Annotated in this window: 10 protein-coding genes and 1 pseudogene; 5 read left to right on the top strand and 6 right to left on the bottom strand. The window is 70.6% G+C overall.

Annotated features, from left to right (window positions below; all coding sequences use genetic code 11):
* Nucleotides 1-1,414, bottom strand: a pseudogene (locus AC1DVT_RS11530) (DNA helicase); the annotation flags it as partial.
* A gap of 95 nt (nucleotides 1,415-1,509) precedes the next feature.
* Here AC1DVT_RS11530 and AC1DVT_RS11525 point away from each other — a divergent pair.
* A complete protein-coding gene (locus AC1DVT_RS11525; protein ID WP_477389045.1) occupies nucleotides 1,510-3,579 on the top strand; it encodes an NAD(+) synthase in 2,070 nt (689 codons plus the stop codon).
* Between the two features lie 12 nt (nucleotides 3,580-3,591).
* Here the strand turns inward: AC1DVT_RS11525 and AC1DVT_RS11520 are convergent, their stop codons facing one another.
* Nucleotides 3,592-4,167 carry a hypothetical protein gene (locus AC1DVT_RS11520; RefSeq protein WP_457098979.1) on the bottom strand — a complete coding sequence of 192 codons (576 nt, stop codon included), beginning with the start codon at nucleotides 4,165-4,167 and terminating at the stop codon, nucleotides 3,592-3,594.
* Nucleotides 4,168-4,327: 160 nt separating this feature from the next.
* Here AC1DVT_RS11520 and AC1DVT_RS11515 point away from each other — a divergent pair, with 160 nt between their 5' ends.
* Genes AC1DVT_RS11515 through AC1DVT_RS11500 form a run of 4 tightly spaced genes read left to right on the top strand, consistent with a single transcriptional unit; the run spans nucleotide 4,328 to nucleotide 8,020 of the window.
* Nucleotides 4,328-5,803 carry a phytoene desaturase family protein gene (locus tag AC1DVT_RS11515; protein ID WP_477389043.1) on the top strand — a complete coding sequence of 492 codons (1,476 nt, stop codon included), beginning with the start codon at nucleotides 4,328-4,330 and terminating at the stop codon, nucleotides 5,801-5,803.
* A 3-nt stretch (nucleotides 5,804-5,806) separates the two neighbouring features.
* Nucleotides 5,807-7,267, top strand: coding sequence for a lipase maturation factor family protein (locus AC1DVT_RS11510; RefSeq protein ID WP_477389041.1), 1,461 nt, complete (start codon nucleotides 5,807-5,809; stop codon nucleotides 7,265-7,267).
* 31 nt (nucleotides 7,268-7,298) lie between these two features.
* A complete protein-coding gene (locus AC1DVT_RS11505) occupies nucleotides 7,299-7,427 on the top strand; it encodes a hypothetical protein (protein ID WP_457098976.1) in 129 nt (42 codons plus the stop codon).
* A 35-nt stretch (nucleotides 7,428-7,462) separates the two neighbouring features.
* Nucleotides 7,463-8,020: a phosphorylase family protein gene (locus tag AC1DVT_RS11500; protein WP_477389039.1), complete on the top strand. Its 558-nt coding sequence runs from the start codon at nucleotides 7,463-7,465 to the stop codon at nucleotides 8,018-8,020.
* 10 nt (nucleotides 8,021-8,030) lie between these two features.
* Here the strand turns inward: AC1DVT_RS11500 and AC1DVT_RS11495 are convergent, their stop codons facing one another.
* The 4 genes from AC1DVT_RS11495 to AC1DVT_RS11480 form a co-directional block, all read right to left on the bottom strand.
* The gene (locus AC1DVT_RS11495; protein ID WP_477389037.1) at nucleotides 8,031-9,107 is read right to left on the bottom strand and encodes a GDSL-type esterase/lipase family protein; all 1,077 of its coding nucleotides are present in this window, start codon (nucleotides 9,105-9,107) and stop codon (nucleotides 8,031-8,033) included.
* A 169-nt stretch (nucleotides 9,108-9,276) separates the two neighbouring features.
* Nucleotides 9,277-10,143, bottom strand: a complete 867-nt coding sequence (locus tag AC1DVT_RS11490; RefSeq protein WP_477389035.1) for a GDSL-type esterase/lipase family protein — start codon at nucleotides 10,141-10,143, stop codon at nucleotides 9,277-9,279.
* A gap of 163 nt (nucleotides 10,144-10,306) precedes the next feature.
* Nucleotides 10,307-13,303: an AAA family ATPase gene (locus tag AC1DVT_RS11485; protein WP_477389033.1), complete on the bottom strand. Its 2,997-nt coding sequence runs from the start codon at nucleotides 13,301-13,303 to the stop codon at nucleotides 10,307-10,309.
* Nucleotides 13,300-13,794: exonuclease SbcCD subunit D C-terminal domain-containing protein (locus AC1DVT_RS11480; protein WP_477389031.1), on the bottom strand; the 495-nt coding region annotated here is incomplete at its 5' end. The genes AC1DVT_RS11480 and AC1DVT_RS11485, both read right to left, overlap by 4 nt.

Below are 13,794 nucleotides of genomic sequence, written 5' to 3'. Positions count from 1 at the left end.
CGATCGGATAGAGATCGACGAACACCCCATCGCGCAGCAGTCGGTCGACGTCGGATTCGCGGATGCCGTGCCGCGCTGCCATCGACAGCAGGTGCGTCGGCTCGTAGGGCGCGTAGTGGTAGATGTGCATCCCGGGGTGCTGGCGGCGGCGGAGCGCGACGAAGTCGAGGAAGGTCTCCAGCGCGACCCGCTCCTGCGCGAAGCTGTGCGCCCAGAGCGGGGTGTACTGCTCCCGCAGATCCACCCACCCGAACAGGTAGTCGATCCCCCACTGCAGGACGCCCATGGCATCCGGCGCCTCGGTGTACAGCGGGTCGCCCTCGAAGTCGAAGAAGAGGTCGCCCAGGTCGGGCCGAGGCAGCGCGCCGAGCGCCTGCGGCAGCACAACCTCGAAGGTCGGCACGACCACGCCCGATTCGGTCGCGGGCGCATGCTCACCACCATCCTCCGGGTGGGCCACGAGCGGAGGGATGCCGCTCCCGGCCGGGCTCGCCAGCTGGAGGCGAGCCTGGGTGCGCAGCATCGCGAACGTGTCGGCGCTCATCCGCGCCGGCACAGCGGTCGCGGTGGCGAGGTCGTCGATCGTGAGGATGCCGGCCGCGCGAAGTCGCTCGCGCTGCACGGGTCGCATCCCGGCCACGAGCAGCAGGTCGCGGCCCGCGATCACCTCTGCGTCGCAGGTGGCGCAGCGACCGCACGCGACGACGCCGAGCTCTCCGCGCCCGTCACCCCAGGCGATGGCGGCGCCCTGTGCGCCGAGCGTCAGCTCGCGGTCGTCGATGAGGGCGCGCAACCGCGCGCGGCGGAGTTCGAACACCGGGAAGATGTCGGCGACCTCGTGCACGCTCACCGTGCCGTCGCCGAGCAGCAGTTCCACCCGATCGGCGCGCGGCACCCCGAGGCGATCGAGCTGATCGACATAGGCCGCGAGCTGCATGAGCGCGGTGACCTTGGCGCGCCGCGCGAGCTTGGTGTCCTGCACGATCCAGCGGCCGGCCTCATGTGGAGCCTGCCCTGAGCCTGTCGAAGGGTCGCGCACGAGGAAGTCGGCGAAGCCGACGAAGTCGGGGGTCGAGAACGCGGCCTGGTAGATCACCGTCACGTCATCGGACGCCAGTGCTTCATTCGTCCGCGCGACGGCTTCGGCGAGAGCCGCGGCATCCGTCGACCGCGCCGCGGCRATCTCGACCACGCGTTCGCCGTGCGCCGCCCGGTAGGCGGCGAGGGCGCGAAGCTCGTGCTCTCCGCCGAGGCGGCCGGCGCGTGCCAGGGTGAGATCTTCCGGCTCGACCACCGCCGGCACACGACCCAGTCGTGCGTCGATCGCCCGCAGCCACGCGAACTCGCACTCGGCGGCGGCTTTCAGGTCGCTCGCACTCCAGACGATCCGGCCTTCGCCTTCGATGTATCGCATGATGCCCTTCCGCCCTCGACGATAGCCGCGAGCCCCGACATGCCCGCGCGCGCGTCGCCTGTCGAGGCCGACCCGCCACCTGCCAGACTGGGACGGTGAGCACAGCCCTCCCGTTCGAGAGCGCCTATCGGCATGGCTTCGCGCGCGTCGCCGCCTGCACCATTCCCGTCGCGATCGCCGACCCGGCTTCGAACGCCGAGGCTGTGCTGCAGGCGGCCCGAGAATGCGATGCCGAGTCGGTCGCCGTCGCCGTCTTCCCCGAGCTGTGTCTCAGCGGGTACTCGATCGACGACCTCCTGATGCAGGATGCCCTGCTCGACGCCGTCGAGGCCGCCGTCGCACGGCTGGTCGAGGCATCCGTCGATCTCTTCCCCGTGCTCGTCGTGGGCGCGCCGCTGCGCCATCGCAACCGCCTGTACAACTGCGCCGTCGTGATCCACCGCGGCGAGCTGCTGGGCGTCTCGCCGAAGTCGTACCTGCCGACCTACCGCGAGTTCTACGAGCGCCGCTGGTTCGCGCCCGGCGACGACCAGCAGGGCGAAGACATCCGGGTGGCCGACCTCGAGGCCCCGTTCGGGCCCGACCTGCTGTTCGAGGCCCTCGATGTGCCCGGTCTCGTCCTGCACGCCGAGGTGTGCGAAGACGTCTGGGTGCCGATCCCGCCGTCGTCGCTCGCGGCCCTCGCGGGCGCCACGGTGCTGCTCAACCTGTCCGGCAGCCCGATCACGATCGCCCGCGCGGACGATCGCAAGGCGCTCTGCCAGTCGCAGTCCCTTCGCTGCCTGGCCGCCTACGCCTATGCCGCGGCCGGCGCCGGCGAGTCCACGAACGACGTCTCGTGGGACGGCCAGACCATGATCTACGAGGGCGGCACTCTGCTCGTCGAGACCGAGCGCTTCCCGGACGGCCCTCGCCGGAGCGTCGCCGACGTCGACCTCGATCGGCTCCGCCAGGATCGGCTCCGGCAGGGGACGTTCGACGACAACCGCCGCACCCACGACGCCTACTTCCGGACGGTGCACTTCGAGCTCGACCCGCCCGCCGCCGACATCGGCCTGAAGCGCACCCTCGACCGGTTCCCGTTCGTGCCCGACGACCCGGCCAGGCTCGCCCAGGACTGCTACGAGGCGTTCAGCATCCAGGTCTCGGGCCTGGTGCAGCGGATCAGCGCGATCGGCGGCCCGAAGCCCGTGCTCGGACTCAGCGGCGGCCTCGACTCGACGCACGCGCTGCTCGTGGTTGCGCGCGCGATGGACCGGCTCGGCCGGCCGCGCAGCGACATCCTGACCTACACGATGCCCGGATTCGCCACCAGCGAGCACACCAAGGCCAACGCGATCGCCCTGGCCGAAGCGGTGGGCGCGTCGATCGAGACGATCGACATCCGCCCCGCCGCTTTGGAGCTGCTCGATCGCATCGGGCACCCCTACGCCGACGGCGAGCCGGTGCACGACATCACCTTCGAGAACGTTCAGGCGGGGCTGCGCACCGATTACCTCTTCCGGCTCGCCAATCAGCACGGCGGCATCGTCATCGGCACCTCAGACCTCTCCGAGATCGCCCTGGGCTGGTCGACCTACGGGGTCGGCGACCAGATGAGCCACTACGCGGTGAACCCGGGCGTGCCCAAGACGCTCATCCAGCACCTCATCCGGTGGGTGATCGCGCACGACGACGAGACCACCCCGCTGGGCGACCACGCCAAAGAGGTGCTGCAGGCGGTGCTCGACACCGAGATCAGCCCCGAGCTCGTGCCCGCCGGCCAGGACGGCCGCATGCAGTCCACCGAGGATCGCATCGGCCCGTACGCCCTGCACGACTTCGCGCTGTTCCACATCCTGCGCTACGGGTTCCGGCCCTCGAAGATCGCCTTCCTCGCGGAGCGGGCATGGCAGGACGCGGATGCCGGAGCCTGGCCCCCCGGATTCCCCTCCGAAGACCGCTACGCGTACGACCTGCCGACCGTCGCGAAGTGGCTGCACGTGTTCCTGAACCGCTTCTTCGCGTTCGCGCAGTTCAAGCGATCGGCGATCCCGAACGGCCCCAAGGTGTCGCCGGCGGGCTCGCTGTCGCCGCGCGGCGACTGGCGCGCCCCGTCGGACGGCAACGCGCGCGCCTGGATCGCCGAGCTGAAGTCCGCGCTCCCCGACCTCGTCGAGGACTAGGTCGGGCGCGGGTCAGGACTCGTTCGAGTAGGCGAGGGTGATGACCCACCCGTCGCGGGACAGGTCGACCAGCGAGTAGTGCACCGGGCGGTCGGGGATCCAGCCCTTGTGCTTGGAGAGGTCGAGCCGAACGTACTCGGGCTTCATCCGCACGCCGCGGCCGTCGGCCTCGCGGACGGCCTGCACCTTGGTCCAGTGCGAGATCAGTGCCGACATGTCATCGATGTTGACCATGTGCGAGTGCTTGCGCATATCGGCCAGCGTGGCTTCGTCAGGCTGCGTGTCGCGCAGGTCGATGCCGAGCTGCACGCCGTCGTCGGCGACCACCGCCACCGTCGCTCCGCGGAAGCTCGCGGTGCGGATCTCCAGCGGCAGCTCCTTCTCGTCGATCTCGGCGAAGAGCTGGGTGTGGAAGCCGAACTGCGCGGGCGCTTCGCGGTGGATGCGCACGGCCTTCTCCTCGACGCCCATCCGGGCCGAGATGATCTGCCGCGCCAGAATGCGCTTGCGGTCGTGCTCGGGGAGCTTCGGGTCCCAGCCCAGTCGGGCGCCGATCCCACTCGGGGTGTCGAGCAGCACGGATTCCATAGAGCACCTCTTCCTGCGGACGATCGCACTTCATCTTGGCGCATCCCGTGGTCACCTGCACTCAGCGCGCCCGACGCCCTCGGCGAACGCCGGGACTGTCGGCCTGACTGCACGCACTCATCCGGCGCGAAGACCCTCGCCGCAGTGGGAGACTGACCCCATGGCCAGGCGCGCGACCGTCGTCGGCAGCGGGCCCAATGGACTCGCCGCGGCGGTCGCGCTCGCCCGGGCGGGCCTCGAGGTGGTGGTGCTCGAGGCGTCGAGCACGATCGGCGGCGGCGTCCGCACCGCCCCGCTTACCCTCCCGGGCTTCCGGCACGACGTCTGCTCGGCCGTGCACCCCGCGGCGCTGAGCTCACCCTTCTTCCGTGCCTTCGGGCTTCGCGAGCGAACCTCGTGGATCGTGCCGGAGGCCTCGTTCGCGCAGCTCCTCGACGGCGCAGCGGGCGAGGGCCGTGCGGCGATCGCGTGGCGCGACATCGACCGCACCGCCGACGCCCTCGGCCCCGACGGCCGCGCCTGGAAGGCCGTCGTCCGGCCGCTCGGCGAGCATCTCGACGGCGTGGTCGACTTCACCGGCAATCAGCTGATCCGGATGCCGCGGCATCCGGTGACGACCGCGCGCTTTGGTCTGCGCGCCCTGGAGCTGGGCACGTCGCTCGGACGCCGCACCTTCGCGACCGAGGAGGCGGATGCGCTCTACGCCGGGGTCGTGGCACACGCCAACTCCCAGCTGCCCACGGTCGGCGCGGCGGCTTCGGCGCTGTTCCTGCTGGCGCACGCCCACGGGCCGGACGGCTGGGCGTATCCACGTGGTGGTGCGCAGTCGATCTCGGACGCGCTGCTCGCCGACCTGCGCGCGCACGGTGGCGAGGTGCGCACCAACTCGAACGTCACCTCGCTCGCGACACTCGATTGGGGAGATCCGGATGCCGGTGACCTCCTGCTGCTCGACACCTCGCCGCGCCTCGTGCTGACCCACCCCGACCTGCCTGCACGGTATGCCCGCGGCATCCGGCGCTATCGCTATGGGGCGGGCGCCGCGAAGGTCGACTTCGYGCTCGACGGCCCGGTGCCCTGGTCGCACCCGGACGTCGGCCGCGCGCCGACCGTGCACCTCGGCGGAACCCGCGCCGAGATCGAAGCGAGCGAGAACGCGGTCGCCGCAGGCCGGGTGAGCGACGCGCCGTATGTGCTGGCCGTGCAGCCGTCGATCCTCGACGACTCGCGGGCGCCGGACGGCAAGCAGGTGCTGTGGGCGTACCTCCACGTGCCGTCCGGGTCCACGCTCGACCCGACCGAGCTCGTCACCCGTCAGGTGGAGCGGTTCGCGCCGGGGTTCCGCGACCGGATCCTCGCGTCGCACTCGATGAGCGCCGCGGACCGCGCCGCCTTCAACCCGTCGGACATCGGCGGCGACATCCTCGGCGGCGCCTTCACCTTCGCCCAGGCGTTCCGCCGGCCGGTCGTCTCGCGCACCCCGTGGCGCACGCCGCTGCGCGGGGTCTACCTGGCTTCGGCGTCGACTCCGCCCGGTCCCGGGATCACCGGCATGCCGGGGTGGTTCGCAGCGCGCCAGGCCCTCACCGACGCCGCCGGAATTCCGGTCGAACTCGAGGACCTCTTCGAGGACTGACCCATGGACGGGTTCGCGGCGGTCGACTTCGAGTTCGCGCGGCAGGTGCTCCAGCGCGGGATTGCCGCGCTCTACCTCATCGCCTTCCTCTCGAGCTTGAACCAGTTCCGGCCGCTCCTCGGCGAGCACGGCCTCCTCCCCGCCCCCGAGCTGCTCGAGTGGGCGCGGTCATCGAAGAGCCGGGGACGGATGCTGCGTCCCACGCTGTTCCGATGGCTGCGGTACACCGACCGGCGCCTGGTGGTGCTCTGTGCGGGCGGGATCATCGTGTCCGCGGCCCTGGTCGCGGGGCTCCCGCAGCTGGGGCCGCCCTGGGTGCCGGCGCTGTGCTTCCTCCTGCTGTGGGGCGCGTACATGTCGATCGTGAACATCGGGCAGACCTTCTACGGCTTCGGCTGGGAGATGCTGCTGCTGGAGGCGGGGTTCCTCGCCGCCTTCCTCGGTTCGGATGACCAGCCGCCAGCGACCGCGGTGATCGTGCTGTTCTGGTGGCTGCTGTTCCGGCTCGAGTTCGGCGCGGGGATGATCAAGATCCGCGGTGGGCGGGAGTGGCGCGATCTCACCGCACTCACCTACCACCACGAGACGCAGCCGATGCCTGGTCCGCTCAGCCGTCAGGCGCACCTCCTCCCCAGGTGGTTCCATCGGTTCGAGGTCATCGGCAACCACTTCGCGCAGCTGGTCGTGCCGTGGTTCCTGTTCGCGCCGATCCTCGGGCTCGTGGTGCCAGGACCGGTGCCGGCGATCGTCGGCGCGGTCGCGGCATCCGTCGTCCTCGCCACGCAGCTGTGGCTCGTGCTCACCGGAAACTTCGCGTGGCTGAACTGGGCCACGATCGTGCTCGCGTTCTCGGCGATCGGGCTGCCCGCCCTCCGACAGGCTCAGGGACCGGCCGCTGCGATCGCTGGGCCGTGGCTCGTCGTCACGAGCGCCGTGGGCGTGCTCTACCTCGTGATCAGCTGGCCGGCGGCCCGCAATCTCACCGCCCGCAGGCAGCTCATGAACGCGAGCTTCAACCGCTGGCAGCTCGCCAACGCCTACGGTGCGTTCGGCACCGTCACGAAGCGCCGGATCGAGTACGTCGTCGAGGGGACGCTCGACCACAATCCGGATGCCGCGGACTGGCGTGAGTACGACTTCAAGGGCAAACCAGGCGACGTCCGCCGGATCCCGCGCCAATGGGCGCCCTATCACCTGAGGCTGGACTGGCTGATGTGGTTCCTCCCGCTCGGGCGGTCGCTCGACGATTGGTTCCAGGTGTTCCTCTTCCGCCTCCTGGAAGCGGATGCCGCGACCCTGCGCCTGCTCGCCCGCGACCCGTTCCGCGGCGAGCGACCGCGTTGGGTGCGGGTGGTCTCGTATCGCTACCGCTTCGCCACCCGGGCCGAATTCCGGGCGGTGCGCGCGCGGTGGGTGCGCGACGAACGCCAGATCCTCGTCCGCCCTATCGGGCTGCGCGGCTGATGCCCAGGCGGAATGGACGTACCCTCGAAGGGTGAGCAGCCCCGCACCCGACTCGAAGAAGCCCTCGCCGTCCCGGATCGCCATCTGGGTCGTCGTCGGGGCCGTGGGGGTCTACATGCTGGGGTCGGGCATCATCGGGATCATCTCCGGCGGAAGCTGAGCGTCGCGCTCAGGCCGTCCTGACAGACTGGCGCGGTGAGACTCCTCGTCGCGGCCCTCGAGGCCGAACTGATCGCCTTTCCCGCCGAACTCCCCGGATTCGACCGCCTGGTCACCGGACCCGGCAAGCTGCAGGGCGCCTTCGAGCTCACCCGCGCGCTGCAGGCCGCGGACTACGACGAGATCGTCGTGGTCGGCACGGCCGGGGCGATCGACCCTCTGCTCGAGGCATCCGTCTACGAAGTCGGTTCAGCGATCCAGCATGACGTGACCGACATCGACGGGATCGTCGGCCAGCACGTCTCGCTGCCGACCCGCCTCGAACTCGGGCGGGAAGGCGTCACGATCGCCACTGGCGACCACTTCGTCGATGACGCTGAGGCCGTTTCGGTGATCCGGCCGCTGGGTGCGGGCCTCGTCGACATGGAGACCTACGCCTATGTGTGGGTGGCCGAGCGGTTCGGCGTGCCGATCCGCGTGCTGAAGGCGGTCTCGGATCGCGCACAGGACGGCGCTCTGACCGACTGGCGCGAAACCGTGACCGCCTGCAGTCACCAGCTGCGCGAGCGAATCCAGGACGAGTACGGCGCCTGATCGGTTGGGCCTACGGCACCCAGTGCGAGGCCGTCCAGGCGACCCCCGCGAACTTCGTCTGCCCGGCCAGCGACGGGTGGAAGTAGTCGTTCGTCGAGATGTCGCTGGAAAGGAACGCCGTGGTTGCGATGGCGTTTCCGTCGAAGGTGCAGTTGATCGCGGCGGTGCAGAGAGCGGCGAGCGCCGCGTTGTAGGCGGTGACTCGCGCCTGCACGTCATTGCGCCTCTGGACATCCGCGGGCTGGGTGCTTCCGGCATTCGCCAGCATCGACTGGCAGACGCCCCCCAGAGTCCAGATAAACCGGGCACTGAGGCTGCTCGCGTTGACGGAGTACAGCGTCAGGAGGTTCGGGATCGATGCGACGAAGATCTTCGGGTGTGAGCCGGTCGGCTTCGAGAGCTCGGTGAGGGCTGCAGAAATGTTGGCGGAGTAGACCTGGTGGTCGGTCATCGTCGCGACCGACGGGGTGCAGGCGTCGTTCGCACCGATCTCGATCGTCACATACTGCGCCTGCTGAGCGACCGCCTGCTTCGCCTGTCCGAGCAGGGCGTCTGCCTTGACGCCACTGACCGAATCGTTGAAGCGGGTTGTCGCTCCAAGCCGCGAGGCGACGGACTGCACGGTCACGTTGGTGCCCGTCGCCCAGCTGTTCGCCGGGCAGTCACTGATGCTTCCGCACGACGACATCGCCTGCGTGATGGAGTCACCGAGTGCGGCAACGWTCTTCGTCGGTGCTGGGGTCGAGGTCGGCGTCGCGGTGGGCGTTGCTGTCGGCGTCGCAGTGGGCGTCGCGGTAGGGGTCGAAGTCGGCGTCGACGTGGGCGTGGACGTGGGCGTGGACGTGGGCGTCGAGGTCGGGGTCGACGTGGGGGTCGAGGTGGGCGTCGACGTGGGCGTCGCGATCGGCGTTCTGGTCGGCTTTCCCTTGGGCGCCGGCGCCTGGGTGGACGTTGCAGTTGGCGCAGGCGAAGGCTTCGCGCCGGGCGCGGCCGAGGCTCCTGCACTTCCGATCATCGAGCCGGCGACGAGGACGGCTCCGACGATGAGTGCGGCGACGACACCGCGCGTCCGACGTGGTTCGTTCATGGCTCTCTCCCCATCGGAGTCTGGCCGGATCATCGCGCGGTCGTGCTCACGTCCGATGTCACCGGAGTTTTCGGGTCAACGACCCCCAGGCCGATGGCGCAAACCTTACGCCGGCCGGGAAGATCGCACAATCGAGCGGCGGCGCGCCACGCCGATCAGACCTGAGCGGCTACTTGACGTACTGCGTCTGGGCCCAGGTGTTCTGAGCGAGCTTGACCTGTCCCGCCAGCGACGGGTGGAAGTAGTCCCGTGTCGAGATGTCGCTTGCAACGAAAACGGTGGTCGCGACGGTGGCGTCGAAGCGGCACCGTGGGGTCTTGCTGCACACGTCAGCCAGCACCGCGTTGTAGGCGTCCACCTGGGCCTGCACCGCAATGCGGCGGTCGAGGTCGGTCTGCTTGGTGCTCGTGGGGCTCGCCAGCATCGACTGGCAGATTCCGAGCACAGTCCAGGTGAAGCGAGCGCTCGAGCTGCTCTTGTTCACTTCGTAAAGCTGCTTGAGGCTCGGGATCGAGGCCACGAAGATCTGCGGCTGCGAGGGGCTGGCCGCGAGCGTCGCCAGTGCGGTGGAGATGCTGGTCGCGAAGGTGCCGGCGGCGCCATCCCCGACCTTCCCGACCGGCGTCATGGCCGCCACCGTCTTGGCGCAGGCGTCGTTCGCACCAATCTCGATCGTCACATAGCCGGCGGCCTGACCGACCGCCTTCGTCGCCTGCGCGGGCAGTGCGCTGGCCTTGGCCCCCGACACGGAATCGTTGAAAGCCTTGGCCGGAAGTATGCCGAGCTGCTTGGCGTGGGAAGGCACGCTGGCCGCCGAACCGGTCGACCAGGAGTTCACCGGACACCCGGAGAGGCTGCTGCAGGTCATGAGCGCCTGCGTGATGGAGTCGCCGAGGGCGGCCATCGCTGTCGGGGCCGGGAGCAGCAGCGTCGTGGCCGCCGTGGCTGCGGACCCGCCCAGCAGCGATCCGGCGACGATCACGGCGCCAGTGACGACGGTGGCCAGGATGCGGCGCGCCTTACGAGTTGTGTGCATGGTCTCTCCCCAGCGATGCCACACCGGCGAGTTCGTGAACGGGCGTGCACGACCGACATCTCCGGCGATTTCGGGTTTCGGCAGGTCCCCCAGGGGCCTGGCTCGCGCACACCCTATCCCGCGCTGGGAAGATCGCACAATCACACGCGCGCACGCTGTGGAATCAGACGGTCGACGCGACATCCTGGCGAATGACGCTCGGCCCGCGAGTGCTCGCCTCGACGAGCAGCTGAGCGGGCAGCTGCTCCTTCATCGTCTCGACGTGGCTGATGACGCCGACAGTGCGGCCGCCCTGGCGCAGCTCGTCGAGGGTGCGCATCGCGAGTTCGAGGGTGTCGGCGTCCAGTGAGCCGAAGCCCTCGTCGATGAAGAGAGTGTCGAGTCGCACCCCTCCGGCGCGGGCGGTGACCACCTCGGCGAGCCCGAGCGCGAGCGCGAGCGAGGCGAGGAACGTTTCGCCGCCGGACAGCGAGTGCGGTGGCCGGGTCTGACCGGTGTAGGCGTCCATGACCTCGAGCCCGAGTCCGGACGACGCCCCGCGGGCGGCTCGCGCATCGGTGTGCTGCAGCAGGTAGCGTCCCGCGGTCATCGCTCCGAGGCGCAGGTTCGCGGCGAGCACGATCTCTTCGAGCTCTGCCGCGAGCACGAACGACTCGAGCGTCATCCGGTGGGTGTTCGGCGCGCGCCCCGCGACCGTGTTCGCCAGGCGGGTGACGACGGCGCTGTCCGCCGCGAGGTCGCCGAGGGCAGCGTGGGCCGTCCGCGCGCGGTCGATGAGGTCGGCCACGCGCGCTGAAGTCTGCGAGGCCTCGGCCGCCTGGTCGACGGCACGACTCCAGCGGTCGCGGGCCGCGGCGAGGGCTGCGCTCGACGGCTCGAGATCGATGAGGTCCTCAGGTGCGCCAGCAAGCTCGAGCTCCAGCTCGCGCAGCCGATCGCGCTCGGCCCGGAGTGCTGCTTCGTGTTCGCGGATACCGGCGTCGAGCGTCGCCCGGGTGTCCGTGTCGCGAAGAGCCGCGGTCGCCTCAGCGGCGTCGGAGAAGTCCGATGCCGCCACCCGGTCATCCCGATCGCCTGCGGTCTCGCGGCGGGCGCGCTCGGCCGCACGGTCGGCGCTGAGCGCCTCGGCGAGGACGCGTGCCCGATCTCGGCGCTCGGTGGCCCGGTCGATCCGGTCCTGGACGGAGGGGAAGTCCGCACGCGCCGCGTCGATGGTGCGACTGGTCGCCGCCACTTCCGCCGACGCTGCGGCGATCGCGAGCCGCAGCGCTGCGAGGTCGCCTGCCAGGCGTTCCCRCTCGGCGACGACGGCGGCATCGGCGTCCTGGAGGTCCTGGCGCTGCGCCGCGAGACGGTCGCGTCGTTCCGCGGCGGACCGGGAGGTCGAGACCTCGGCGGCTGCCTCCGCATGGACCTGCTCCAGAGCGTCTACCGACTCACCGCCGGCGCTCGCCACCGCCGCGGCGCACTCGCTGCGTGCCGCGTCGGCCTGCGCACGAGCGGCGGATTCCGCCGTCGCCGCGGCGTCGCGAACCTGCTCGGCCGCCGCGATGACGTCGTCGCCTACCGGCTCATCGGACGGAGCCGCCGGCTGCGGGTGCTCGGTGGCCCCGCAAACCGCGCACGGTTCGCCCGCGACAAGCCCCTGCGCGAGCTCCCCCGCGTGCCCCGCGAGACGACGGCGCAGCAGATCGGTCACGCGGGTGCGGGCCTCGTCGTGCCGGCCGCTCGCGGCGAGGTAGGCGGCCTCGGCGTCTCGGAGGACGATCTGGAGGCGCTCGGCCTCGCGCGCCGATGCCAGACGACCGGTGACCGTCGTCAGGCGATCTTTCGCGCCTTCGAGGCGGTCGGCGAGCACCCGGGCCTGAACGAGCTCCTCGTCGATCTTCGCGATGGTCGAGGGGATCGCCGCGCGGCCCTCGTCCAGGCCGGCCAGATCCTGTTCGAATTCGCTAGCGGTGGCTTCGTCCTCGGCGAGGTGTCTCAGCGCGACGGCGAGCTCGCGCTCCTGCAGGGCGGCCGCGGTCCACAGCGCGAGGTCGCCCGTCAGCTCATCGACGACGCGTTCGAGGTCGGCGGCATCGACGTCGGGATCGTCTCCCCCCGCGGCCCATGCCGTCCGGGCGGCATCGACGTCGGACGCGGCCGTCGCGGCCCTCGCCGCCGCGCGTGCCGCGGCCTCGATGGACCCGCGCAGCGCTTCGGCCGTGTGCGCGCGATCGAGCACGGCCCGATCCGCGGCGATCTTCGGCAGGAGCACTTCGAGCTCCGCGAGGGTCGCGCGCGAGCGCGCTCGACGCTCCTGGGCGTCGCGCAGCGCCTTCGCGGCGGTGTGCGATGCCTCGGCGTCGCGGTGAGCGAGGTCTGCGGCATCCCGGTCCCGGATGGATGTCTCGGCACGATAGGCCGCACGCTGCGCGCCGAGGTCGGCGGAGCCGAAGCGGGACTCGACATCGGCCGCGACTGCCCCATCCTCGGCGCTGAGCTCGGCAGCGGCGAGGATTCGCTCGGCCTCGCCGAGGAGGAGTGACACGCCTTCGCCGGCCGAGGCGAGCGCCTGCTCGGCGTCTTTGCGACGCTGTTCCAGCGCCGACTGGTAGTCCTCGTAGGTACGGGTTCCGAACAGCCGCCGCAGCAGCCGCTGGCGTTCGTCGTTCTTGGCGAGCAGGAACTCGGCGAACCGGTTCTGCGCGAGCAGGATCACCTGCAGGAACTGCTGCTGGCTGAGCCCGAGCACGTCCTCCAGCGCCAGGCCGACGTTGCGGGCCCCGGAGGCTCGCCCGATCCAGCCGGCGCCGTTCCATTCGTCGAGCTGCGCATCGGCGCCCACGAGCGTCGTTCCGCTGCCGCGCTTCTTCGCCCGCTCATACTCCGGCGAGCGGGTCACCCGCCAGCTCCCACCGGCCGCGCTGAACTCGACGGTCACCGACGTGGGGTCATCGGGCCCGCAATGGTCGCTGCGCAGCCGTCGCTCCACGCCGTCGTAGCGCGGCACGCCGCCGTAGAGCGCGAAGCACACGCCGTCGAGCACACTCGACTTGCCTGCGCCAGTGCGCCCCGCGATGAGGAAGATCCCGTCGTCGGCGAAAGCGTCGAAGTCGACCACCTGCCGCTCACGGAAGGGACCGAACCCCTCCAGTTCGAGTCGATGCAGCCTCACGCAGACGCCTCCGCGAGCGATCTCTCGTCGATGAGGTCGCGGATGAGCTCCGCCTCCCGGGCTGAGGCGCCCTCGCCGTCGCGGACGTGCGCGAGGAACGTGTCGATGAGGTCGGTGTCGCTGCGCGCCGCGCGGACGCGCCCCGCGTAGGTCAGTCCGTCGGCTTCGCGGCGGCCCTCAGGCAGATGCATCACGGTCGCGCAGTGCGGGAAGCGGGCTTGGAGGCGACGCATCGGATCGAGCTGGGGGGTGGCATCGGTGTACTGCGCGCACACCCAGGCGTCCTCAGCATCCGTGAATCGCACGTCGGAGAGCAGTTCGTCGAGGCTCGCCCGGATCGTCGTGAGCCGCCGAGGAACAGGCAGATCGAGCCACTCCACCGAGGCCAGGCCCACCGCATCGAGATCGACGATCCATGAACCGCGCGGCTTGTCGGCCTCACCGAAGCTGTAGTGCAGCGGGGCGCCCGCGTAGCGGACCCGCTCCGACAG

This window comes from Microbacterium sp. P2_F9 (genome assembly GCF_056403635.1).
Note: the sequence above shows the minus strand (reverse complement) of the source record. Positions and strands in the feature narration are given on the sequence as shown.